Raw genomic sequence first — 23,040 nt, forward strand, 5'->3', positions numbered from 1 at the left:
TGTTAGGGTGACCCCAATGCAGAGCAGCCTCGAACATCTTCCCCCGCACAAGCAACGCGAGATCGAGCGCGTCGTCGAGATCATCTTCGAGGAATTCGAGGATGCGCTGGCGCTCGCGACGCAGGACTGGAAGCGCAAGGGCCGGATTTCCAAGATCATCCTCTACGGCAGCTATGCACGGGGTGGGTGGGTCGACGAGCCGCACACGGCGAAGGGCTATCAGTCGGACTATGACCTGCTGATCATCGTCAACGACAAGCGGCTGACCGATCGGGCGGACTATTGGTCGAAGCTCGACGACCGGCTCATTCGTGAGCTGTCGGTAACGAAGCGGCTCCGCACGCCGGTGAATTTCATCGTTCACAGTCTCGACGAGGTGAATGCCGGACTGACGCAGGGTCGCTATTTCTTCATCGACGTCGCTCGTGACGGGATCGCGCTGTACGAGGCCGACGGGAAGGAGCTCGCAGAACCCAAGCCGATGACGCCGCATGCGGCGCTCGAGATGGCGCGCGAGTATTTTGATGAGTGGTATCCTAGCGGAGCGCAGTTTCTTCATCACTATCGAAGCGCTGTCGCTGCAGGTTGGTTGAACAATGCGGCCTTTCAGCTTCATCAGGCGACGGAACGATATTACCACTGCATCTTATTGGTATGCACTTTCCACACGCCGCACATCCATAATCTTGTTTTCCTGCGCACCCAAGCCGAGCGGATCGATGATCGATTGATCGAGGCATGGCCGCGAGAAGTTAAGGCCGACCGGTCGCGGTTCGAAAAGTTGAAGGAAGCGTACATCAAGGCGCGCTATTCGAAGCATTACGCGATCACCGCCGACGAACTGGAATGGCTCGGCGCGCGGGTTCAGCATCTCGCCGGTATCGTCGAGACTATTTGCCGTGACCGCATCGCTGAGCTTGAGACAACAGCGCGTCAGGCAGGTTGAGACCCGCTACTTTTTCCCGCGGAACCGCTCGAATTTGGCCTTTCCCTCGGCAGTCTCGACCGCGACATTGGCATTGCTGCATTCATCGCCGCGCTTGTCGCCCGCCGTGCAGCTTTGGACGACGTCGCGTGCCTCATCGAGATTGGCCTCGAAATATTGAACGCTGCGTGGCTCCGGCGGAGCACATGCTGTCAGGATCGTCAGGCTGGCGATCGCCAGCATCTTGAAAATGATCATCGTCACCTCCGACGATCAACTCTAGCGTCGGCGACCCGGTCCATGCAGTGGCGATTTGAGATTTAGAACCAAATTGAGGCTAGTTCTCCGTCCATCGGCCTATGTGAGCCAGTTTTGCGCCATTCTTAGCTCTCTCTCAAGCGTCGCATTGGGCGGCGAGGCTCAAGGGAACGATTGAGGAAATCCGTCGCAAAAGCTAGTTTGCAACGATGAGCGAACCACCAGCACCGCGCGGACAGCGCCTCGTCACACCATATGCTTTCATCGATACCGAGGCTTTTCGTGCGGCGGGTCTCGACTGGCAATCGCGAACTTGGTCCAGCCTGATCGATCTAGCGTCGAAGAGCACGCTCGAGCCGATCACGACTTCCATCACCACGCGGGAGGTTGAAGCGAGACTTTCGGAAGCGCTGGCGGAGGCGGAAGCAGCAGCGAAGAAGCACGGCGCGATTTTTGGCCAGCTTGGAGAAAGCGGTCCCTTTGGTGATACCGATCCAGCCGATCGGAAGGCACTGCTTCACGCGCGCTTTCGAGAATTCCTAGCGACAGCAAAATTTACCGAAATCCCCGTTGTTGCCGATCACAAAGCGATTTTTGACGATTATTTTGCTGGTGCTGCGCCCTTTGGGGAGGGCAAAAAAAAGAGCGAGTTTCCGGACGCCTTTGTGCTGTCGAGCCTCCTCGCCTGGATCCGGCCCGGTCGACCCAGAATATATGTGGTTGGCAAGGATCCGGACCTGGTGAAATTCTGCGAGGGACGGGACGATCTGATCCAATTGGACTCCGTTGCCCAGCTTCTCTCGCTGGCTCTGGCGTCAGCCCAGTTGGTGAAGCGTCTTGAAGCGCATGTCCGTGGAGACGCGTCCCTGCTCGAAAGGCTGAGGGCACGCCTTAACTCCTATCGTCCGCGCCGTGTCGATATCGAGGTTGAAGATGTCGAGTTCTTCGATCTTGAGATTTCGAGCGTGTTTCTCGTCGACGAATCCGAGGAGGGACAGGATTTTGTCCTTGAGGTCGAAGTCTTGGCTGAGGTCGAAGCCGACGTTCGTGAGACGGGTCATGAGTATGTCATCTCGCGGCGGGGAGAGCCTGATTTGGATATTCGGACTTACCATGCTCGTCCAACTTCCAGCGCGGCTATTTATGTTGAGGTGCTGGTGTCCGAGGACGATAGTGGCGAAGAGCCAGCCTTGGTGACGACCGATTGGGCTATCACATCGGGCGATATCGAGATCAAATTGCCATCTCAGTTCAGCAGGCGTGAAATCACCCTCGAGGCGCGGTGACGCCAAAATCCTTCGTTGACGCCACCGGAGCGTTGCCAGTTTCGACGCTTTCCAGATTTCAGATGAAATTTTTTCCATTTTTTTAATGCAAATTTTCTGCGCAGCAAATATCAAGGTTTTTCCGAATATTCACTTTTAGGGTGATTTTTGCTGGGCACAAAATATGGCCGAATTTGAAAATTCTCAGCGCGAATTGCTCGATGCGCTTTTGGAGGCGCTTTTGGCGCTGCCGCAGTCGCACGCGCAAATCGAGCGATATGAGGTCGAAATCGGGCCTCGCGGCCGCGCCGACGCCCTGATCGGCGCATATATCGGCCGCCAGCCGCTCTTATTGCTTGTCGAAATCAAGGCGCAGCTTTTTCCGCGCGATGTGCGCGAAGCAATCTGGCAGCTTCGGAATAATCAGGCCCATCTCAGCAATTCCGGTGACGACCGGGAAATCATTCCTTTTTTTGTCGCCCGTGCGATCTCGCCGGGCGCTCGAGAGATTTTTCGGGAAGAGCGCGTCGGATATTACGACCTCGGAGGCTCGCTTTATATTCCGGGGAAAAAGGCATTCATATTTCTCGATAAACCGGCTCCGAAAAAAGGGACGAAGAAATTCGATTCCATTTTTCAGGGGCAAAAGGCGCGCGCACTCCATGAAATTTATGAGAGGCGGCAGGACTGGCTGGGCGTGAAGGATCTCGCCGATGCGAGCGGCGTATCGCCCGCTACGGCTTCCGAGACCCTCACGGAACTCGAACGGCGCGAGTGGGTGGATGTGCAGGGGGCGGGTCCGTCGAAACAGCGTCGATTGCGCGCCGCACGGCCCCTTCTCGAAGCTTGGACCAGCTATGCGAGCGATCAGAAGGCGCCGACAGTGCGGCGTTACTATGTCCCGAAAGGGAGTGACGCACTGGCGCTGGCGCTGCGCCTTGATCAGGCGTGCGACGAGGCGAAAGCCGCCTATGCGGTCACCGGCGAGGTAGCCGCTCAAATCTATGCCCCCTATCTTTCTTCCATCTCGCAGCTTCGTTGCCGGATCGAGCCCGGGCAGAAGCTGATCGAGGCGCTGCTCAATCTCGACGCCCGGCCCGTGGCGGAGGGGTGGAATCTCGGTATCATCGAGGCGAAGAGCCGGCGCGATGTCGCGGTCGGCCAACGGATCGATGGCGTCTGCTATGCGCCGCCGCTGCAGGTCTATCTCGACCTGCTCCAGGCGTCCGGCCGTTCCCGTGAATTGGCGATGCACCTCCGTAGCGAATGTCTGGATAAATAATGCCCAAACCACAGACGATCAGCGGCTATGAGGACATGGTCACCGACGCGTGCGAGCGCGTACTGGTCACGCTCCTGCGCGGGCTTGGACCATGGAAGGATTCGGTCTTTCTCGTCGGCGGACTCGCGCCGCGCTATCTCGTGACCGCCAGGCCGCCGAAAGTCCCGAAACATGCGGGCACGGGTGACGTCGATATCGTCGTCGACGTCGGAATCCTCACGACGACCGAAGCCTACAGTACGCTAGAAGAAAATCTAAAGGCGATGAACTTCGAGCGCGCCGAGAATGAAAAGGGTGCGAAGCAATCCTGGCGGTGGCGCGCCGAGATCGAGGACGGCACGACGATGATCCTCGAGTTTCTGGCGGACTCGCCGGAACTTGGAGGCGGCAAGGTAAAGGAACTTCCTTCGGACGGAAATGTCTCGGCGTTGAACATCCCCCACGCTTCCATGGTGTTCGACCATCACGGGACCGTCGAAATCACGGCGGACCTGCTGAACGGTAAGGGCCGTGCCACCGAGGTCGTGCGCTACGCTGATATCGTCACCTTCACCTGTCTCAAGGCCTTTGCTTTCGATCAGAGGTTCGAGCGCAAGGATGCGCACGACCTGATCTACTGCATCGAGAATCTGGAAGGTGGCGTCGGCGCGGCGCAATCCGCATTCGCGGCTGCACTGACCGGTCCGCATGCCGAGGCGATACGCGAGGCTCTTACTCGCATGGCGGCTCGCTTCCGCGATCCCAATCCCGACGAGAGCTATTTGCGCGACGGGCCCGTCGCCGTGGCAAGTTTCGAAGACGACGAAGCCGATGTCTCGGCCGACCCCGATCTGCTGAACGCCCGGATCTTGCGGCAGCGACATGCCGCGGAAATTATGGCCGACTTCCTCAAGGCATTCGAAATCTGATGACGAAGGCTGTGATCGCAGTTTCGTTCCGGCGCATTCCAAGAGCTTGCCCGTGAACAAAGCGATCATAGTCGGCGCGAGTTCAGGGATCGGCCGAGAGCTGGCGATGCTGCTCTCGCATCATGGCTATTCGGTTGGCGTCACCAGTCGGCGCCGCGACCTGCTCGCCAATCTCGCTGGCAATTCTTCCGGTTCGATAATCTACGAGGCGTTCGACGTGGCCGACACGACCGCGATGCAACGCGGACTCGCCGCCCTGATCGAGCGGCTTGGCGGGCTCGACTTGCTGGTGATCAGTGCCGGGGTCGGCCACATAAATGCCGATCTTGTCTGGGAGGCGGAACGCGAGACCATCGCGGTGAATGTCGAAGGTTTCGCGGCCGCGGCCAATATCGGCATGCAGCACTTCATCGCCCAAGGCACGGGGCATCTGGTGGCCATTTCGTCGATCGCGGGATTGCGGGGAAGCGGCGACGCGCCTGCCTACAATGCGTCCAAGGCCTTCGTCTCCAACTATATGGAGGCGCTACGCCAGAACATGGCGCGCCGGGGCCTGCCGATTGCAACGACCGACGTGCGGCCCGGCTTCGTCGACACCGCGATGGCGAAGGGTGACGGACTCTTCTGGGTTGCTTCGCCTGAAAAGGCGGCGAAGCAGATCTACGGCGCCATCCGCGCCCGTAAGTCTCATGCCTATGTCACCAAACGCTGGTGGCTCGTCGCTGGCCTGATGAAACTTCTGCCGAACGCCATCTACGACCGACTCTAGCCGCTCGCGATCATCGCCCGTGGCAGATTTTGTATTTCTTGCCAGAACCGCAGGGACATTTTTCGTTGCGGCCGACCTTTTTCCTCGGCTCAACCTCCCTGGGGGCACCGCGACGCTGATCGAACAGCGCCTGCAAAGGGGCAGGAATCACAACCTGTCGCTGCGGGGGACCGCCTTTGCGCCGAACCTCGCGAATGATGGCCTTCTGCTCCTGGAATGCCGCGCGATGGTTCGGATCCATCGCATCCTCGAACGGCAGCAGCCGCTCGACCTCGTTCGCCGCCGCATCATGGTCGCCGCAGTACGCAAGAACCACCGCATATAGAGCGCGAGCTTCGAGAACGGGCCCCGCGAGGCCCGCGCCTTGCAAGATGGGGAAGATGTTCCGTTCGAAGGCCTCGCGGGCGCTTATGAAGTCGTTCACCCAGACCAGTTCTTCGACAAGATCGAGACCAACCCGGACGAATGACTGGTAGGATTGCGACAGTTCGTAGAATTTCATCGCATGGATGCGTGCGAGAGTAGATCGCTGGCTCTTCCGGCCCAAGGCCTGCGCGAAAAGATCGTGACTGTCTGCCAGATGTTTCAGCCGATCGGTGAGATCTTCGTCTTTGGGAAGAAGCTCCCGAAGTTCGGGGGCGTTCCGTCCTATCACATCGTCGGGCCTGATCCCGAGCTCCCGATAATATTCGCCGATGAGGGCGAGTGCCTCACTTACCGCTGTATCGTTGTCGCCGAGCTTGAAGAGGGCGAGGGCGCGATTGTAGCGAAACACGCGCAGATGTTCGGGCTGGTCGGGAAGTCGATCCGAAACTTCGTCAAGCATGGCCCGGACGCCATCAATGTCGCCAAGCTCGGACAAGAGCAACATCCGCTTCATGCCCCAGGCCATCCACTCCTCGTCGCCGAGCTCGTTCGCCCTCAGCAGCGATTCCATCTCGTCGACCCGCTCCCGGCCGGCCTCATAATCTCCCTCGCGCAGATCATTGAAGACCAGGCCGTCGAGCGCCCACAGCCTTGTCTCGGCATCTCCGTTCGGATCGGCCGCGATCGTCAGCAGATAGGGTTCGATTTCCGGCCAGACCCCGAGTTCGTGGAACAATTCGTCTGTGGCAAACTGCACCAATATTCTCGCCTGACCGAGAAGCCCGAACAGACGGATGAGCAGTCCTAACTTCGCGAGGCTCCAGTTGGTCCGGATCGAGCTTACGATGACCCGCTGCAGCGAGCCCAAGGCTTTCTGCTCGAAGTCCTGACCCTTTGCCGAGACGTCCGCTTTGCCGAGTATCCTCACCGCGTCGTGAATTTTTAGGCCGCTATTCCCGAATAATTCCAGCGCACCCGTTGCGGGAAGCGCGCGCAACCGGGCCGTGGCCGCCTTCGCGTCGATGTCGCATGCGGCTTGAAGCAAGGCACTGGCTTCGTCCCGTGAGAGCGCGACATCGGCGAGGCTCAGGACCGCGATCGTTTCTCTGTCGACCGGCGGCAAGCCTTCGAACGCGCGCCTCAGGATAATCTCTTGAGCCGTCTCGACGATATTGGTCTGCTGCTCGATATCCGTACAAAAGGCCCTAATGTCGCCGCCATATTCGCGCGCCGCGATCGTCGCCGCATTGAGTACATAAAATGGCAGGCCTCCGGTAATTCTGGATAGCCGCTCGCAATCGCCGAAATCGGCACGGCAACCAGCATCTTGAACTGCCGCCGCGATAGTGTCTTCGTCCCAGCCGTTCAGAGTCTCGGCTTGAATATCTAGTCCTGCTTCGAGTTCGGCGATGTGCCGACCCGGTTGGCTCAGCAGGACAAATCGGAGATTGGGGCCCCGTGCTACCAGCGCCTCTATATCGGCCGCGGGAATGCGGTGGCTGTTATCGATGACGACAGCCGCGTGAAGGCCGTCTTCGCCGAGCTTGATGCTCAGCGCGCTCACCATGTCCAATCCGCTCGCGCCCGGCAGAAGAATTTCGCCGAGCTTGTCGTTGGAGCGACCGAACATCTTCGCCGCCACTTCGCGCGCTACCGCTGACGCGAGCGCGGGTCCCGGCGTGTCCCCAACGTCGAGATAGGTGACCGGGAGCGCAGCATGGACCGCGGCCTCGGCCATCCAGGCGGTTTTCCCCGAGCCCGAAAGTCCCGCTATGATGCGGACGGGCTGGTCACTTAGCAGGGCGGGTTCGTCGACCTGGGCGCGGTACACCGGGGGCGGCGCCGGAAGCTGCTGCATCTGGACCACGAGCTGCTCGAACAGGTCCGGCAATTCCTCGCGGGAAAAACTGTGATCCTCGCGCGGAGGCGTGCCAGCGGATGCGAGCATGACCATGGCGGCCAGCTTCCAGGTCAGCGTCTCCGGCCTGAGCAACCCGAATGGCAGCTGCGCCGCGAGATCCGAGCAATATGCAGCCATACCGGCAACATTGTCGGCAGGTCGAGGCAGGCAATTGTCGGAGGGCTCAGGACCGCCTGGCCAATGCAGCTCGACATCGTCAGGCCAGTCATCCGCGGCAATCTTCTTGAGCAGGGCTGGCGACGGAGGCGCATTCGTCGCGATCACGAATCTCGCGTCGCCAGCTCGCAGGCCGTTCTGATGATCCGCACGTATGTCCTCGAAACGCTCTAGTGCTCCTGAAATATCACTGGGATTGAGGACGTCCTGCCGCGTTTTGACCTGCGCATAGATACGGGCGTCCGGAAGCTGGACTTCAATGTCCTCGTCCCGCTCGACGATGATATGTTCGGCTCCCGCCTTTCCCGCGAGGAGAAGGCACGCTGCCGCGAAAAGATGCTGGTAGAGGAAACCCCTGTGTACGGCCTCGATCCGGATGAGTTGGCGCTCGTCGAGAACGAGGAGTTCGTCGACCGGCGGCTGTGGGCGTTCTGCCTCATCCTCCGCGCGGTGATCGGCCGCATTATGACCGGAATTGTCTCCGGGATCTTCTGACGCGGTCATCGTGTCGTGAAGGCTGCGACGACCTTGTTCGTCCCGTCCATGAGCAGGCCGCACTGAATGTCGGCGACCAGGACCGTCGAATTCACCGTGATATCGGTCGGATTGCTGATCGTCGTCTTGCCATAGGGGTAGGTGGCGCGAACGACATTCGGGAGCTTCGGCACGACAACAAAGGCAATCTTGGCTTGGGGTTTGAAGGCTTGCGCTTCGGCGACGCTCATGGGGATGGTCCCGATGACCCCACCCTTGTTGGCGATGAAAAGCTCTTCGCCATAGCGCGCCGGTTCACCCTCGAAGATCGCGTTCTCGGTCCGGGTAATCTTGCTGATGGTGGCCTTCGCCCCGAAGCCATTCTGCGCGGAATAGGTGCCGGTCGTGACCTCGCTGCTCGAAATCGTCACGTCGAGGTTGGGCCTTCGGACTTTCGACTTTTGCATAATAGAAGGTGTCCCAAGCGCTGAAGTTCGTATTGTCGAACAGGTAGGACTTCACCTCGAAGGCTCCGAGATCGGCATTATAGGCCAGATATTCCGCGCCTTCGATCTTCTTCGAGATGATGAGGGGGCCGGAGCCGCCCGCTGCTGCGAGCCGGGCGCGGTATGCATCGCTGGTCTCGAATTCGTCCTTCGGCGCGACGGGCTTGATGGACGCGATAGCCTGGTCGAAGGTCTGGGGCTGCACCATGGTGCCCGTATAGGCTGCACAGCCCGATTGCGCCTGCGCCAGTCCCGGCGCGCAGATCAGCGCCGCAGCCAGAATGATTTTCCTCATTGGTTTTGCTCCCCCTTGAGCCCGTGCAAAATATCGAGACTAACGCTCCAGGCGAACGCGCAGGCGCCGTGCGCGCTCGCGAAACGCATGTTCCCCGCCCTCGAGAATGTCGCAGACCATCTTGCGGATCGGTGCATCTTCGAGGCCGCCGCTCGCATAGGCGATCTCGGGCAAGCCATCCCCCGGATGCGGGCCGGCCGATGCAACGATGACCTGATCGGCGTCGGTGTTGATCACCAGATTGGCGTTATGCGTGACGATGATGACCTGGCGCTTCGCCTTGGCCTTGAGGAACAGGCCGACGAGTTCATCATAGATCGACTTGGGATCGAGATTTTCCTCGGGCTGATCGATGATCAGCGGCCGCTCATCTGCGTTGTCGAGCGCGAGGTACAGCAGCAGGAGTACGATGCCGCGCGTGCCCGGCGAAAGTTTGCGGATGTCGACCCCATCATAATCGACGCTGTACCGGACTTCGATATGATCGGTGCCATAGAGCCAGCGCGCGAACAGCTTGAGCCAGCCGCGGAATGCGGCGGCATCGCTGCGCTGTGCGAGAGCATGTTCGAAGAAGCTCTTCTGATATTTTTGGCGAAAGTCTTTGAGCGCCTCGGTCACTTCTTCGGCGGTCCCACTCTCCCAAACGCCGCGAAGCTCGTCATTCGCGGCCTCGAGCAATTTGCCCTCGCCGCGGAACGGGCCCTGTCGGCGAAGGTCCAGCAGATCCTCGCCGCGCTTTGCCCACTCCGCCATGTCTGCTCGGCGGGTGACGGTGAATGCAAGCTTCCCGAGCGTCCCGCCCGTCTCGTCCATTCGCGCCCGGATGGGTGCGTAAAGGTCGTTGAGGACCTGCTGTTCCGAAAACACCGCTTCGAAGATCCGCCGGTAGCTTGACTGCCTTTCCGTAGGCAGGCCCTTGGCGCGCTCCTCTGCGCCCTCATAGTCCTTCAGCTTGTCCTGCAGGACCGAGAGCAATTCGGTCTCGGTCGTGATTTTCGTCGACAGGGAATTGAACCGTTCGCGTGTTTCCTTGTCGACGTTTATGATATCGCCGAGCCGCCGGATTTCCGCATCGAGCCGGCCAAGGGGAAGTCTCGTCAGATCGGCATCGTCGGCGATGAGCGGGGTCGCTGGATCGGTGATTGCGATATCGATCCCGCGCCACCCGTCACGGTTCTTCCGGGTGGAGGACAGGTTGTCGTTGATGATGCCGTCCACATTGCCGCTGTACTGCGTCAGAAACGGGTCCCACGCCTCTCCGGCTATGCCGGCATCCTTGTGGCGCTCTTGCGCATCGCGCAGATTTTCGGGCGCCTGATGGGTCCGGAAGTCCGAAACCTCGTCCTGGACGAGTAGCAACTTCTGCTCGCGATTGGTCAGGCGCCTAACCCGTGCGCGCACTTCGTTTGCCGCCTCGGTCAGGGCCTCGAGGCGCTTGATCCGGTCCTCGCTGCCTTTGCGGACAAGCTTGCCGCGGTCCTCGGTGAGCTGGGTGATCTTGAGCTTCTTCTCGTCGACCTGCTTCCGAATGGCCACGATCTGAGATTGCTTCTCGAGCTCGATGTTGATCCGGTCGGACAATTCCTCGAGCTTCTGTTCTTCGCGGCGTCGCGCCTCGCGGAACCGGGCTGCCTTGAGGTCGCGAAGGTCCGCAAAATCGACCGCGCCCTCTCGCTCGGTCGGGCTGTGGGCGTCAAAGACCACGCGCTCGACTTCCGACAGCAGGCCATCGGTCATTCCCTCCGGTGAGCAGAGCGATTCCACGAACTGCTGTGTCAGGTATCGAGCGCGGGCGTAGCCGTCCCATGCCGCCGCGGCATTATCGAGGCCGCGTTCGGTGACAACGCCATTGCCCCAATCGAGCTTCACCGTCGCATCGTCGAGATATTCGCTCGCCCGAACCAGGAAAGACTGCATAGGGAGCTGGTCGGCATGGGCATCGCAGCCCGCTGCGATCATGTCGGCCAGCGCGGTCTTGCCGGACCCGCGCGCACCAATGATCGCGACGAGGCCCGGGTTGAGATCGATCACCGAATTGGGGGCCCACGGCGCATTCGTCAGGGTCACACGGTGGATCGTCTCAGACGGCGCAGCTGCGGGCGGCGCCTCGGTCCCGACGTAAGCGCGGCCCTCGGGATCGATGCAGGCCTGCTTCAGTCCGTCGAATGTCGCCGCACCTTTGATCCAGGTATAGCGGTCGCCATCGGGCGCGCCCGTTCGTTCCACAGAATGCCCGTCGCTGCCGTGCATGCAGGGCTTGAGCCCGCCGTAGGTCTCGCAGATATGCTCGCGACTGGTTTTTCGGCCGAGCCAAAATTCACGTTGCGCCGGGCTCGACGCGAACATGATGTGAGCAAAATGTTCAATCTGCTGGCGCAAAGCTTGGTCTGCGCCATCTTGAAGTCCCGATGTCCCATCGCCCTTCGCGCCGGCGACCGCGATCAGGATATTCTCCTGCGCCCAGCTCATCCCCTTATATTCTTCACGGAGCTGATCGAAGCTTACCTTGAATTGTTCGGAGCCGTGGCGAAGCGCTGAACGATCATCGGTCAGCTCGGAATTGAGCGAACGTCCCAGGCGGATCAGCTCCGAAGGATTACAGGCGAAGGTGTCGGTCGTGGTCTTGAAGGTCAGGCGCTGAAGGAAGCGCGTGAGCTGCTCGATATGATCGGGATCGTCGGGGCAGACGAGCAGATGGGCGTTGATCCACGACCGCGCGGTTCCCACGCTGAACCGAAGCTCGATATTCGGAAAGATCAGGTCGCAGTCCTTGAGGCGACCTTGCTCCTTGCGCGCGCGAACCTCCTTGTAGAGTTCAAGCCCGTAATAGTCGGTAATACCGAGCGCACGGATCGCCGGCGTCGCACCCTCGATCGCGGCAAGATAGGCTTCCCAATCGCCCTTGAACTGGTCGTTGAAGATCGTGCCCGGGGCGTGGACGTGCGGATCCCATCGCAGCCACAACGATCCCGGTCCGATCGATTCCTCTTCCCCCACGGTCATGGCGCGGCACGCTATCGTCAACAGGGGGGAAACGGAAGTGCCGCCGCCAGATCAAACCATTTTGGATCTATTTTGTGCCGGGGCCTGCGGCCTGATCGCAGGGCGGCTCGGGCTCGCCGGAACCGCAGGACTTGCCGGCCGTTTCCCAGTGGCAACGTCCATAGGAGCTGTCATGGCAAGCGCACCGCCCGACCCGCATCCCGATTCTCCCCCGACCGGCCCCGAGCAAGTTCCGGAGCAGGTTCCCCTTCCTGATGACGACGGTCGGGAAAGTGTCGAGGACGTGCCTGACGCAGAATGATCGTCGGGCCGCTTGGCTTCTCGCCTGCGGCATGGCGCCCGCATATCTGCGGAGCGGAAATGGTAAGCCCCGCTACATCGCTGCAGCGGGGCTTCCCTAGATTGCATCCGAAGATGCGATCAAATTCTGCCATTCTTTCGTCTGGACAGGTAAGTGAAACGTGCCGGGCGCGCGATGGTTCCGTGGGCTACTTCGAGGCCCGGAATTTTTCTATCGCCGCAGCGTGACCGCGATCGGGCAGTGGTCCGAATAATGCTTCTCGCCGGGCGCATAGAGCGTTTCGCTGAACCCCGTCCGGTCGGCGGCGGCGCGCCGGTCGAGCACGATATGATCGATGAAACTGTCGTAACGCGGATCGCAGGCCGGCGGCTGGCCCGCGTCGGCGAGCATCAAATCGGCGTTGGCCGGATCGCCATCGTCGATTTTAGTCCAGATCGCGTCGCCGGGAAGCGCGAGCCGCCGGTTCCAGTCGCCCAGCACCGCGAAGCGCTCGGGCCCGGCGGCGGCCGCGTCGATCCAGGCTTCGAGCGCCGGAATCTGGTCCTGGAATATGGGGCAGGCCTTCGCCTCGTTCCCGGAGAAGCAGCCTGACTTGAGGTGGATGCCGAGAAGGCGGATCGGTGTGCGGCCCTCGGGGCGGAGCGTGATGTCGACGCCCGAGCGAAGCTGTTCGTTGCCGCGCATCAGCGACGTCACATCGGCATGGCGATCGAAGGCCATATCCTTGCGGATCGCAAAACCGACCGCTTGGCGGATCACCGTCTGCGACGGGAACTTGCCGCCGCAGGTGCCGCCCGGCGCGCCCTTCCGCGCTTCCATGATCACGACATATTTGGCGGGGTCGAAGACCCGCGCCGCGGCGGTCTCATTCTCGGCCTCCTGAAAGGCGATCACATCGGCGTCGAGGTCGTCGACGATGCGGCGCATCGCGGCATAATCGCTGTCATCCCTGGGGTTGCAGCCTTCGCCGTTCCTCGCGGCGAGAAATTCCAGGTTCCAGCTCGCAAGCTTGAGCGGTTTCGATGGAGCAGACGGGTTCGCGGGTGCGGAGGTCGCGGGCGAGCAGGCGGCAGCCAGCAGGAGCAGGGCGGATGCGATGAGGCGGTGGGGAAGCATCCGCCGCTACTGCCGCACGCCGCCACCGAGTGCAACTCGCCGTGCCGCGCCTTGGCGCGGCGCAGATGGCGCCGATCCGTCCGCGGCGCTATAGCGCCCGCCCGGCCGGGATCCTTCCGGCCGCTCAAGGAGATGATTTTATGAACCACGCCGAACTGTCGGACAGCGTCGCAACCGCACTTGGTCTGAGCAAGGCCGATGCGAAGAAGGCTGTCGATGCCGTTTTCGCTGCGATCACCGACGCCGCCGCCAAGGGCGACGAAGTCTCGGTGAACGGCTTCGGCAAGTTCAAGGTCAAGGAATCGGCCGCGCGTGAAGGCCGCAATCCCTCGACTGGCGAAACCATCCAGATTGCGGCTTCGAAGAAGCTGACCTTCGGCGCCGCGAAGGCCGTCAAGGATCGTCTGAACGGCTGAGCCGGTACGTCCCGCCGGCGTGCCCGGCGGGACGGCCGCGCGGCGGCATGTCGGGCGCGGCATCTGATGAGCGCGCTCTGGCCTCGCAGGCTCGGCCAGGGGTCGCACTTTTGTTTTGGCCGCGCGGCACACTCGGCTCGCTATCCTTGCGGGGCGGCGGCTAGGCACGGGAGCGCATCGCACGCCGCCCCGCTGCGGGCTCGCCAAGAGTGCGGTTGTTCGGGCCCTGCGGGCCGGCGACATCATGACCTAGAGCGGAAGTTCCGCCTGTTTGCGCAAAGGCTCAACGAACAGCGTGCGACGCGGCGGTTCCTCGAACAGCAGCTCGTTCGGCAGGCTGCCGTCGAGCCAATGGTTCGCGTCGCGCCGCTGGATGATCACGCCGTGGCGCGACTGATAGGGAATGACATCGGCGCCCGCCGGGATGGTGAGGATGCGGTAGGACAGCGGCCAGTCGGCGAGTGGCGGGTCCCACACTGCGGCGAGATAGAAGAAATTGCCGCTGTCGAGCGTCACCCGGTAGCGGTGATCGCCGGTTCCCATGCGAAACTCGGACGCCGGGATCAGGCAGCGGCGCGCCGGGAAGGCGCGGCCCTCGGCGCGCACGAAACGATAATTGATCCCGTCGCTAAACCGCGGGTCGGAACCCCAAACCGCTTTGACCATTTCGATCTCGGTCATATTGTCGGGATTGCGCCGGACGAGCGCTTGCACGCCTCCGCTCGGGGCGTCGGGATCGAAAGGGGTTGGCGCGATACCCATATGTGGAACATAATGGGAACGATGTTGAGTCGCAAGGGCGAGGGGGCCGACGCGCATGTGCAATGATTATCGGCTCGAAATTGACATCGCGTCGATCGCCGAGGACTTCGACAACCTCCAGATCAAGATCGACATGCCCGAGGGCGCACCGAACGTGCCGGCGCGCGAGGATGTCCGCATCACCGATACAGCGCCGATCGTGAAGAGCAGCGACGGCGCCGCCGCCGGATCGCTCGTCAACCGGCGCTGGAGCTGGCCCGGACAGGGCGGCAAACCGGTCTATAATGTGCGCTCGGAGCGCCGCGATCTCGGCATGCAGCGATGCCTCGTCCTCTGCGACGGTTTCTATGAGTTCACCGATCCCACCGACCCTGCGCAGAAGCGGCTCGACAAGTGGCTGTTCACGCTGAAGGACCATCGCTGGTTCTGCATGGCCGGCGTCTGGCGCGACAGCCATGTCGGCGAAGCCTTCAGCCTCCTGACCATGGACGCAGGTCCCGACATCGCACCCTATCACCATCGCCAGATCATTCCGCTGCCACGCGATCAATGGGCCGCTTGGCTCGATCCGCGCGTTCCGGCCGAGGACATATTGAAATGGCTTCCCGAAGGCAGCCTCGAGGTGACGCAGGTATATGGTAAGCCGCCTGCACAAGGCGCTCTTGCCTTATGACGAACGAAGAGGGACTCGATCTGTTCGTGACCGCGCAAGAGCAAATCTACCCGCGCGCGCTCGGCGAGATTCGCCGCGGCAAGAAGTGCTCGCACTGGATGTGGTTCATATTCCCGCAGCTGGCAGGCCTTGGCCGAAGCGCGACGTCGAAGCTCTACGGTCTCGCGGGAGCCGATGAGGCGCGGGCCTATCTGGCCCATCCGCTTCTCGGCGCGCGCTATGCCGAATGCGTCGAAGCGATCCAGGACCTGCCGGCAAGCGACCCGGTGGCGGTCTTCGGCGAGGTCGACGCCGTCAAGCTGCGTTCATCGCTGACATTGTTCGAGGCCGTGAGCCGGCGGCCGCTCTTCTCCGCCGCGCTCATCCGCTGGTTCGGCGGCGAGCGCGATGAGCGCACCCTCGGCCTGCTCAGCCGCGACGACAGCATGCCGTGACGCCGACGCGTGTCAGCCGCGCGGATTGCGAAACAGCGGCAGCATCCGGTGGAGCACTTCGTCCTTGTCGAAAAAATGATGCTTGAGCGCGCCGAGAACATGCAGCGCGAGCACGACGTAAATGGCCTTCACCATCAGCTTGTGTATGTCGCCGAGCTCTTCGGCGAGATCCTCGTTCAGCGGTAGCGGAAGATTGGGCGCGGGCACGGCGCCGTAAAGCGGCACTTCAGGCGCCCCGCCCGCCGACGCTGCGGCCCAGCCGAGAAGCGGGGCGCCGATCATCAGCACATAGAAGAGGACATGGGTCGTGCGCGCGAGCATCCGTTCCCATGACGGCATGCCGCCGGGGAAGGCCGGCCAGGGATGGCCGAAGCGCCAACCGAGCCGGATAATGCTGAGCGCGAGGATCGTGATCCCGACCGATTTGTGCAGATGATAATAGCCAAGTTTCTCGCTGTCCGAGGCGTCCTCCATCCAGCCGCCAAAGGTGGCATTGGCGATGATCAGGATGGCGATCGTCCAGTGCAGGACGATCGAGACGGTGGAATAGCGGCTGTGATTCTCACGCATGATTCGCCTCGCAATAGGTCCGTCACCGGTCTTCCAATGCTTTGGCGGCGATCCTCGTTCCGTCAGCAGGACGCAGCCGTCACGATCATGAGCCCAATTTGTTTCGCTTTTACAGAGGCCGGGCGGAAGGCGCGCACCGATTCCCGGCGGTTCGTCGCGGCCCGCTTGACGCGCCCTTTGACTCGGTGGAACATAAAGGGAACATTTGAGTCGATATTTCCCATGAGCACGACGCCCCAATCTGCACCTCGGCCAAGTGCCAGAGATATCGACGTGCTTCGCGCGGCGGTGGCGCGTGTAGCCGCCTCGCGCGGGCCGGTCTTGCCGTTCGGCGTCGGGCCGGTCGATCATCTTCTCGCTGGCGGCGGGCTCGATGGCGCAGGCCTGCACGAGGTCACGGGCGCCTCGGCAAGCTGGAGCGATGACGCTGCGGCAACGCTCTTCGCGGCTGGAATCGCGTCGCGCTTCGCGGCGGCGCCCGACGTGTCGGCGCTCTGGGCGCTGACGCGGTTCGATCTCTATGCCCCCGGTCTCGAACAGGCGGGGCTCGGTCCGGACCGCGTGCTCTATGCTCAAGGCAGGACCGACAAGGAACTGCTGGCGCTGTGCGAGGACGCGCTGCGCGACGGTTCGCTCGCCTGCGTCGTTGCCGAAGTGAAAGCGGCCGATCAGACCGCGACGCGCCGGCTGCAACTGGCAGCATCCGAGGGCAACACGCCGATGATCCTCTATCGCCGGTACCGGCGTTATGGCCAATGCCCGCTCGCCGATCCGTCGCTCGCAATGACCCGCTGGCGCATCGGCACCTTGTCGTCGGGCCGCCTCGCCTCGCCCGGCGTCGGGCGCGGGCGCTGGAATGTCGAGCTGGTCCGGCAGCGCGGCGGGCCGCCTTTTTCCCTCGAACTGGAGGCGTGCGATGACCAGGGTCGCCTCGCTCTTCCTGCCGCAACTGCCGATCGAGCGGTTGCGCCGGGCAGAACGGACACCGTCGCATTCGGGCACGCCGCCTGATCGGGCGCGGGCGGGTCCGCGCTTCCCCGAGCCTGTCGACGACAATCCCGGCACCTGTTCGGTGCCGCGCGGCGGCGGCTGGCGTCCGGGCGCGCGCTGGGCGCAAGGCACGCACTCCGGCGAGCCGTCGCTCGACGCCCTCCCGGCGCACCAGCGACCGACGATGCGCGAGCTCGGACGGCGGAGCGAAGCTGCCGCACCGGTGTTCCGGGCGTTGCGCTCGGACGACGGGACGTCGGGCGGGATCGCTGCGCCGCTGCCGCCGCTCTGGGGCCTCCGTCCGACGATCGTCGTCGCGCGAACCGGCCAGCGCGACGTCGTGACCGCCGCCTGTCCGGCGGCGCTCGATCTCGGCCTCGTGCCCGGCATGGCGGCCGCCCATGCCCGCGCGCTGGTCTCCGATCTCGACATACTCGATGCCGCACCCGACGCCGATCGCGCGTGGCTCGATCGCCTTGCGCTCCACGCCGCCCGCTGCTGGACGCCGACGGCGGCAGTGTCGGGCATCGACGGGCTGTGGCTCGACCTGTCGGGCACGACGCATCTCTTCGGCGGCGAAGAGCGTTTCGCGGCGCGTCTGCTCGGTTTTCTACGGCGCCTCGGCTTCACCGCGCGTGTCGCGATCGCCGGCACGCCCGGCGCCGCTCACGCGCTCGCACGCGATGGCGGCGCGGGCGTGCGGATCTTGCCGGAAGGAGGCGAGAGCGAGGCGCTGGCGCCTTTGCCGCTGGCGGCGCTCCGGCTGGCGCCGGAGGCGCTCGCCGCGGCGGCGCGCTTCGGGATCGAGCGGATCGCCGATCTTTATCCGATGCCGCGCGGGCCATTGGCCCGGCGGCTCGGGCGCGGCGCGGTCGAGCGGCTCGACCAGGCGCGAGGGTTCGTACCCGAGCCGATCGTGCCCGTCGTCCCGTTCGACATGCCCGAGGCGCGCCGTTCCTTGCTCGAGCCGATCGGGACCGCCGAGGCGATCGAGCAGGTCATCGCCGACCTGCTCGGCGATCTCGTGCTCGCGCTGCGCGAGCGCAGTCTTGGCGTGCGGAGCCTCGTCTTGCGCTGCGACCGGCTCGACATGGGCGCGCAGTTCGTCACCGTCGGCACGGCGCGCGCGACGCGCGATGCGAAACATCTGCTGCGCCTGTTCAGGCTCCGGATCGACCGGATCGAGCCGGGGCTCGGGATCGAGACGATGGTTCTCGCGGCGCCGCAGGTCGAAGCGCTGGCGCCCGAGGCGATCGCCGCCGTGCTCAACACGGCACGCCAGGCGCCCGACCTCGCTCCGCTCGTCGATGCGCTGGCCGGCCGCGCCGGCGATGCCGCGCTGTTCCGCCTGTCCGCGATCGAAAGCGATGTCCCCGAGCGCGCGATCGTGCGCGCCGGGCCTTTGGCCCAGCCTGCCGGCTGGCCCGTCTGGCCGCGGCCGATCCGGATGCTCGCGCGGCCCGAGGCGCTGTCGGGCGTCGTCGCCTTGCTTCCCGACCATCCGCCGCGCCGCTTCGCGTGGCGCGGGCGGAGCTATGCGGTGGTCGCAGGCGATGGCCCCGAGCGCATCCATGGCGAATGGTGGCGCCGCCCGGGCGAGATGTGGGCGGTTCGCGACTATTTCCGGGTCGAGGCGACAAGCGGCGAGCGCTTCTGGCTCTTCCGCCGCGGCGACGCGATCACCGACAAGACGGGTGACCTCAGCTGGTACATGCACGGCGTGTTCGGATGACGGACCCCGTTACGACCTATGTCGAACTCTACGCCACGAGCCATTTTTCCTTTCTGCGGGGGGCCTCTTCGCCCGAGGAATTGTTCGCGGCCGCCGCTGCCCTCGGCCATTCGGCCCTCGGGCTTTGCGACCGGGGCAGCGTCGCCGGCATGGTGCGCGGTCTGTCGGGACAGGAAGCAACCGGCGTCCGGCTGATCGCGGGGACGCGCGTCGACCTTCGCGACGGTCGCTCGATCCTCCTCTATCCGACGGACCGCGCGGCCTGGTCGCGGCTGACCCGGCTGCTCTCCTTGGGCAAGGGGCGCGGCGGCAAGGGCAATTGCTGGCTCGACTGGCCCGACGTCGCGGCCTCGGCCGAGGGCCTCGTCGCGATCCTCCTGCCCGGTGAAGCCGACGAACGGGCGCGGCTCGATCTCGCCGAGCTCAGCGGCGCCTTCGGCCCGCGCGCCTTTCTCGCGCTCGCGCTGCGCCGCCGGCCCGGCGATTTCGCGCGGCTTCGCGCGCTCGATGCGCTGGCGCAGGAAGTGGCGGTGCGGAGCGTCGCGCTCGGCGACATCCTCTACCATGCGCCCGAACGGCGCCCGCTGCAGGACGTGCTGACCGCGATCCGCGAGAAGACGACGGTCGATGCGCTCGGGTTCAAGCGCGAACGCTTCATGGACCGGGCCTTGAAGAGCCCGGCCGAGATGGAAAGGCGCTTCGCGCTGTTCCCCGACGCGATCGCGGCGACCGCCGACATCGCGGCAGCCTGTCGCTTCGACCTTGCCGAGATCCGCTACCAATATCCCTATGAGCAGGTGATGGAGGGCCGCACCGCGCAGGAAGCGTTGGCGGCGTTGACCGAGGAAGGTGCGAACCGGATGTTTCCGGGCGGCGTGCCGCCTGCCTTTCGGAAACAGATCGATCACGAGCTGCGCCTGATCGGCGAGCTCGGCTACGCGCCCTATTTCCTGACCGTCAATTCGATCGTCGCCGAGAGCCGGCGGCGCGGCATATTGTGCCAAGGGCGCGGGTCAGCCGCGAACAGCTGCGTCTGCTTCCTGCTCGGCGTGACTTCGATCGACCCGATCAAGCACGAGCTGCTCTTCGAGCGCTTCGTGTCGGGTGAACGCAAGGAGCCGCCCGATATCGACGTCGACTTCGAACATGAGCGGCGCGAAGAAATCATCCAGTGGATCTACGAGACCTACGGCCGTCATCGCTCCGCGCTGACCGCCGTGGTCACGCGATACCGAACCCGCGGGGCGGTCGCCGAGGTGGGGAAGGCGCTCGGGCTACCGCGGGATCTCACCAAGATGCTGACCGGCCTCGTCTGGGGCTGGTCGGTCGACGGCATCCCCGAGGAGCGCATCGCTGAGCTTAACCTCAACGCCAATGACTATCGACTTCGGCTGACGCTCGATCTAGCGCGGCAGCTGATCGGGACGCCGCGGCATCTCTCCCAGCACCCGGGCGGCTTCGTGCTGACCGAGGAGCGGCTCGACGATCTTGTGCCGATCGAGCCGGCGCGGATGGAGGACCGCCAGATCATCGAATGGGACAAGGACGATATCGACGTCCTCAAATTCATGAAGGTCGACGTGCTGGGTCTCGGGATGCTCGGCTGCATGAACCGGGCGTTCAACCTGCTCCGCGAACACAAGAGCATCGATGTCGGCATGGCCGACCTGCAGGACGACGACCCGGCGGTCTATGGGATGATCCAGAAGGCCGACACGCTCGGCGTCTTCCAGATCGAGAGCCGCGCGCAGATGTCGATGCTGCCGCGGATCAAGCCCAAATGCTTCTACGACCTCGTGATCGAGGTCGCGATCGTCCGCCCCGGCCCGATCCAGGGCGACATGGTGCACCCCTATCTTCGGCGGCGTGAAGGCAAGGAGAAGCCCGAATATCCAAAGCCCGAGCTTCGCGCCGTGCTCGAGAAGACCTTGGGGGTGCCACTCTTTCAGGAGCAGGCGATGAAGGTCGCGATCGTCGGTGCCGGCTTCACGCCGGTCGAGGCCGACCAGCTTCGCCGCGCGATGGCGACCTTCAAGCTCACCGGCGGCGTATCACATTTCTACGACAAGCTCGTCGGCGGCATGGTCGAGCGCGGCTATCCCAAGGATTTCGCCGAGCGTACCTTCAAGCAGATCGAGGGTTTCGGGAGCTATGGCTTTCCCGAGAGCCACGCCGCGAGCTTCGCGAAAATCGCCTATGCCTCATGTTGGATGAAGCATCATCATCCGGACGTCTTTTGCGCGGCCTTGCTCAACGCGCAGCCGATGGGCTTCTACGCGCCCGCGCAGATCGTGCGCGATGCCCGGAATCACGGCGTCGAGGTGCGCCCGGTCTCGATCAACGACAGCCATTGGGACTGCACGCTGGAAAGGAGCGACGGGCGCTATCTCGCGGTTCGCCTCGGCTTCCGCCAGGTTCGATCGCTCGCGAACATACATGGTGCCGCGATCGTCGGGGCGCGCGGCGATGTGCCCTACGACTGCGTCGAGGATGTATGGCGGCGCGCCGGCGTGCCGCGCGCCGCGATCGAGCGGATCGCCGAAGCGGATGGATTTGCCTCTCTGTCCGAGGACCGGCGGCAGGGGCTGTGGAAGGTCCGCGGCCTCGGCGAGGCGCCGCTGCCGCTCTTCGCGGCCGCCGACGCGCGCGAGGCGAACTTCTCGCCCGAAGGGCTCGAACCGCCGACCGCGCTTCGGCCGATGACCGAAGGACGCGAGGTGGTGGAGGATTATCGCACGCTTCAACTGAGTTTGCGCGCGCATCCCTTAAGTTTCCTGCGCGAGGAGCTGGACCGGATGGGGATCGTCCGCTGCGCGGATCTCGGCTCGATCCGCGATGGCCGGAATATCGAGGTCGCCGGGGTGATCCTCGTCCGGCAACGCCCCGGCTCGGCAAAGGGCGTGCTGTTCGTCACGATCGAGGATGAGACCGGTATCGCCAACGGCATCCTCTGGCCCGATCGCTTCGACATCTATCGGCGCCAGGTCATGGCGGCGTCGATGATCGCGATGCGCGGCCGCGTCCAGAAGGAAGGCGAGATCATTCATGTCATCTGTGACCGGATAACCGACCATGACGCGATGCTGCGGCAGGTCGGGCGCAGCGCGCTTTCCATTGCGCCGGGACGCGGGGACGGGGCGCGGAACGGGGGCGGGCCCGACAGCCGCGAGCCTGCGTTGCGCGTCCGGAGCCATGACTTTCACTGATGGTGGCCAAATGCTCCGGTTGCAGGACCACTCCCTCCTTGGCTGCCTGACTGCGGGCCTCGGCTCGCCTCATGCCGTCAACCCCCTGCGGGGGTTCGCCCTCGCGTACCGCTCGGTGACGGCGGCTCGCGGGCCCTTCGGTCGGCGCCATCGGGGATGGTCCCGAGCAACCCAAGGAGACACGACATGGCCACCATCGCAAATCTCACCGTCAAGGCCGACGGCAGCTTCGAAGGCACGCTGACGACCCTTCTGGTCACCGCGCCGATCGCGATCGTCCCGAACGGCCGCAAGGTGAAGGACAATGAGCCCGACTTCCGCGTGATCGCGCGCAAGAACGGCTACGAGGTCGGCGCCGGCTGGACCCGCACGTCGCAGTCGAACGGCACCGAATATGTCTCGGTCACCCTTTCGGCCCCCGAATTCGGCACGATCTACGCGAATATCGCGAACGCGCCCGGCGACGATCCGATGAAGAAGGTGCTTATCTGGAACCCGCCGAGCTGACCCCAGCGGCCCCGCCTTCGGGCGGGGCCGTCATTTTTCCTGCGTGAGTTTCGCCAATCGGCGCGGAAGCTCCGAGGCCAGCTTGCGCTGCTGGAATGGCGAGGCCTTCTTCCAGCTCCGGCATTCGGACTGGGTGCGGCCGCAGCCGGGGCACCAGCCCGTCCGACCGTCGAACGCACATAATTCGATGCAGGGCGAACGCATC

The 23,040-nt window shown here is 63.5% G+C and carries 22 protein-coding genes; 12 read left to right on the forward strand and 10 right to left on the reverse strand.

Features of this window, described 5'->3' with window-relative positions; translation table 11 throughout:
• The first annotated feature begins 16 nt into the window (after nucleotides 1-16).
• The gene (locus ATE70_RS19810) at nucleotides 17-946 is read left to right on the forward strand and encodes a HEPN domain-containing protein (protein ID WP_037553319.1); all 930 of its coding nucleotides are present in this window, start codon (nucleotides 17-19) and stop codon (nucleotides 944-946) included.
• 6 nt (nucleotides 947-952) lie between these two features.
• On the opposite strand, the gene ATE70_RS19815 is transcribed toward ATE70_RS19810, so the two are convergent.
• Nucleotides 953-1,183 carry an EexN family lipoprotein gene (locus ATE70_RS19815; protein WP_037553321.1) on the reverse strand — a complete coding sequence of 77 codons (231 nt, stop codon included), beginning with the start codon at nucleotides 1,181-1,183 and terminating at the stop codon, nucleotides 953-955.
• A gap of 209 nt (nucleotides 1,184-1,392) precedes the next feature.
• Here ATE70_RS19815 and ATE70_RS19820 point away from each other — a divergent pair, with 209 nt between their 5' ends.
• The 4 genes from ATE70_RS19820 (at nucleotide 1,393) to ATE70_RS19835 (ending at nucleotide 5,407) form a co-directional block, all read left to right on the forward strand.
• Complete coding sequence (locus tag ATE70_RS19820; protein ID WP_037553323.1) at nucleotides 1,393-2,469, forward strand: PIN domain-containing protein; 1,077 nt, start codon at nucleotides 1,393-1,395, stop codon at nucleotides 2,467-2,469.
• A 193-nt stretch (nucleotides 2,470-2,662) separates the two neighbouring features.
• Nucleotides 2,663-3,730, forward strand: coding sequence for a MarR family transcriptional regulator (locus ATE70_RS19825; protein WP_231733420.1), 1,068 nt, complete (start codon nucleotides 2,663-2,665; stop codon nucleotides 3,728-3,730).
• Nucleotides 3,730-4,638: a hypothetical protein gene (locus ATE70_RS19830; RefSeq protein WP_037553327.1), complete on the forward strand. Its 909-nt coding sequence runs from the start codon at nucleotides 3,730-3,732 to the stop codon at nucleotides 4,636-4,638. The genes ATE70_RS19825 and ATE70_RS19830 overlap by 1 nt, the downstream gene beginning before the upstream one ends.
• Before the next feature lie 52 nt (nucleotides 4,639-4,690).
• Nucleotides 4,691-5,407 carry an SDR family NAD(P)-dependent oxidoreductase gene (locus tag ATE70_RS19835; RefSeq protein WP_037553328.1) on the forward strand — a complete coding sequence of 239 codons (717 nt, stop codon included), beginning with the start codon at nucleotides 4,691-4,693 and terminating at the stop codon, nucleotides 5,405-5,407.
• A gap of 10 nt (nucleotides 5,408-5,417) precedes the next feature.
• Here ATE70_RS19835 and ATE70_RS19840 read toward each other — a convergent pair whose 3' ends face one another.
• The 5 genes from ATE70_RS19840 to ATE70_RS19860 form a co-directional block, all read right to left on the reverse strand.
• Nucleotides 5,418-8,354: a YecA/YgfB family protein gene (locus ATE70_RS19840; protein ID WP_197411522.1), complete on the reverse strand. Its 2,937-nt coding sequence runs from the start codon at nucleotides 8,352-8,354 to the stop codon at nucleotides 5,418-5,420.
• The gene (locus ATE70_RS25780) at nucleotides 8,351-8,755 is read right to left on the reverse strand and encodes a hypothetical protein (RefSeq protein WP_231732872.1); all 405 of its coding nucleotides are present in this window, start codon (nucleotides 8,753-8,755) and stop codon (nucleotides 8,351-8,353) included. The genes ATE70_RS19840 and ATE70_RS25780 overlap by 4 nt, the downstream gene beginning before the upstream one ends.
• Nucleotides 8,640-9,125 carry a hypothetical protein gene (locus tag ATE70_RS25555; protein WP_231732706.1) on the reverse strand — a complete coding sequence of 162 codons (486 nt, stop codon included), beginning with the start codon at nucleotides 9,123-9,125 and terminating at the stop codon, nucleotides 8,640-8,642. Before ATE70_RS25555 ends, ATE70_RS25780 begins: the two co-directional genes overlap by 116 nt.
• Before the next feature lie 39 nt (nucleotides 9,126-9,164).
• Entirely contained in the window at nucleotides 9,165-12,128 is a 2,964-nt protein-coding gene (locus ATE70_RS19855) for a TrlF family AAA-like ATPase (RefSeq protein WP_037553330.1), read from the reverse strand.
• 511 nt (nucleotides 12,129-12,639) lie between these two features.
• Nucleotides 12,640-13,545 carry an endonuclease/exonuclease/phosphatase family protein gene (locus ATE70_RS19860; RefSeq protein ID WP_037553331.1) on the reverse strand — a complete coding sequence of 302 codons (906 nt, stop codon included), beginning with the start codon at nucleotides 13,543-13,545 and terminating at the stop codon, nucleotides 12,640-12,642.
• A 140-nt stretch (nucleotides 13,546-13,685) separates the two neighbouring features.
• Between ATE70_RS19860 and ATE70_RS19865 the strand changes: the two genes are divergently transcribed.
• Entirely contained in the window at nucleotides 13,686-13,961 is a 276-nt protein-coding gene (locus tag ATE70_RS19865) for an HU family DNA-binding protein (RefSeq protein ID WP_037553418.1), read from the forward strand.
• A gap of 249 nt (nucleotides 13,962-14,210) precedes the next feature.
• Here ATE70_RS19865 and ATE70_RS19870 read toward each other — a convergent pair whose 3' ends face one another.
• Nucleotides 14,211-14,723, reverse strand: a complete 513-nt coding sequence (locus tag ATE70_RS19870) for an SOS response-associated peptidase family protein (protein ID WP_037553332.1) — start codon at nucleotides 14,721-14,723, stop codon at nucleotides 14,211-14,213.
• Between the two features lie 55 nt (nucleotides 14,724-14,778).
• On the opposite strand from ATE70_RS19870, the gene ATE70_RS19875 reads away from it, so the two are divergent.
• A complete protein-coding gene (locus ATE70_RS19875) occupies nucleotides 14,779-15,396 on the forward strand; it encodes an SOS response-associated peptidase family protein (protein ID WP_037553333.1) in 618 nt (205 codons plus the stop codon).
• A complete protein-coding gene (locus ATE70_RS19880) occupies nucleotides 15,393-15,830 on the forward strand; it encodes a DUF1810 domain-containing protein (RefSeq protein WP_037553335.1) in 438 nt (145 codons plus the stop codon). Before ATE70_RS19875 ends, ATE70_RS19880 begins: the two co-directional genes overlap by 4 nt.
• 12 nt (nucleotides 15,831-15,842) lie before the next feature.
• Here the strand turns inward: ATE70_RS19880 and ATE70_RS19885 are convergent, their stop codons facing one another.
• Both ATE70_RS19885 and ATE70_RS25300 read right to left on the reverse strand, forming a co-directional pair.
• The gene (locus ATE70_RS19885; protein WP_037553336.1) at nucleotides 15,843-16,400 is read right to left on the reverse strand and encodes a cytochrome b; all 558 of its coding nucleotides are present in this window, start codon (nucleotides 16,398-16,400) and stop codon (nucleotides 15,843-15,845) included.
• A gap of 62 nt (nucleotides 16,401-16,462) precedes the next feature.
• Nucleotides 16,463-16,624, reverse strand: a complete 162-nt coding sequence (locus ATE70_RS25300; RefSeq protein ID WP_156420168.1) for a hypothetical protein — start codon at nucleotides 16,622-16,624, stop codon at nucleotides 16,463-16,465.
• Between ATE70_RS25300 and ATE70_RS19890 the strand changes: the two genes are divergently transcribed.
• The 4 genes from ATE70_RS19890 (at nucleotide 16,623) to ATE70_RS19905 (ending at nucleotide 22,835) form a co-directional block, all read left to right on the forward strand.
• Nucleotides 16,623-17,411: an ImuA family protein gene (locus tag ATE70_RS19890; protein ID WP_228383753.1), complete on the forward strand. Its 789-nt coding sequence runs from the start codon at nucleotides 16,623-16,625 to the stop codon at nucleotides 17,409-17,411. The genes ATE70_RS25300 and ATE70_RS19890 overlap by 2 nt on opposite strands.
• Nucleotides 17,317-19,122 carry a DUF6504 family protein gene (locus ATE70_RS19895; RefSeq protein WP_081932951.1) on the forward strand — a complete coding sequence of 602 codons (1,806 nt, stop codon included), beginning with the start codon at nucleotides 17,317-17,319 and terminating at the stop codon, nucleotides 19,120-19,122. Before ATE70_RS19890 ends, ATE70_RS19895 begins: the two co-directional genes overlap by 95 nt.
• Nucleotides 19,119-22,328 (forward strand): error-prone DNA polymerase, encoded by a 3,210-nt coding sequence (locus tag ATE70_RS19900; protein WP_037553338.1) that lies wholly within the window; start codon nucleotides 19,119-19,121, stop codon nucleotides 22,326-22,328. The genes ATE70_RS19895 and ATE70_RS19900 overlap by 4 nt, the downstream gene beginning before the upstream one ends.
• A 186-nt stretch (nucleotides 22,329-22,514) precedes the next feature.
• On the forward strand, nucleotides 22,515-22,835 hold the full coding sequence (locus ATE70_RS19905; protein ID WP_037553339.1) for a DUF736 domain-containing protein: 321 nt from the start codon (nucleotides 22,515-22,517) through the stop codon (nucleotides 22,833-22,835).
• A gap of 30 nt (nucleotides 22,836-22,865) precedes the next feature.
• On the opposite strand, the gene ATE70_RS24435 is transcribed toward ATE70_RS19905, so the two are convergent.
• Nucleotides 22,866-23,039, reverse strand: coding sequence for a DUF1289 domain-containing protein (locus ATE70_RS24435; RefSeq protein ID WP_037553340.1), 174 nt, complete (start codon nucleotides 23,037-23,039; stop codon nucleotides 22,866-22,868).
• Between the last annotated feature and the right edge of the window lies 1 nt (nucleotide 23,040).

The organism is Sphingopyxis sp. H053 (assembly GCF_001468225.1).
GTDB lineage: Bacteria > Pseudomonadota > Alphaproteobacteria > Sphingomonadales > Sphingomonadaceae > Sphingopyxis.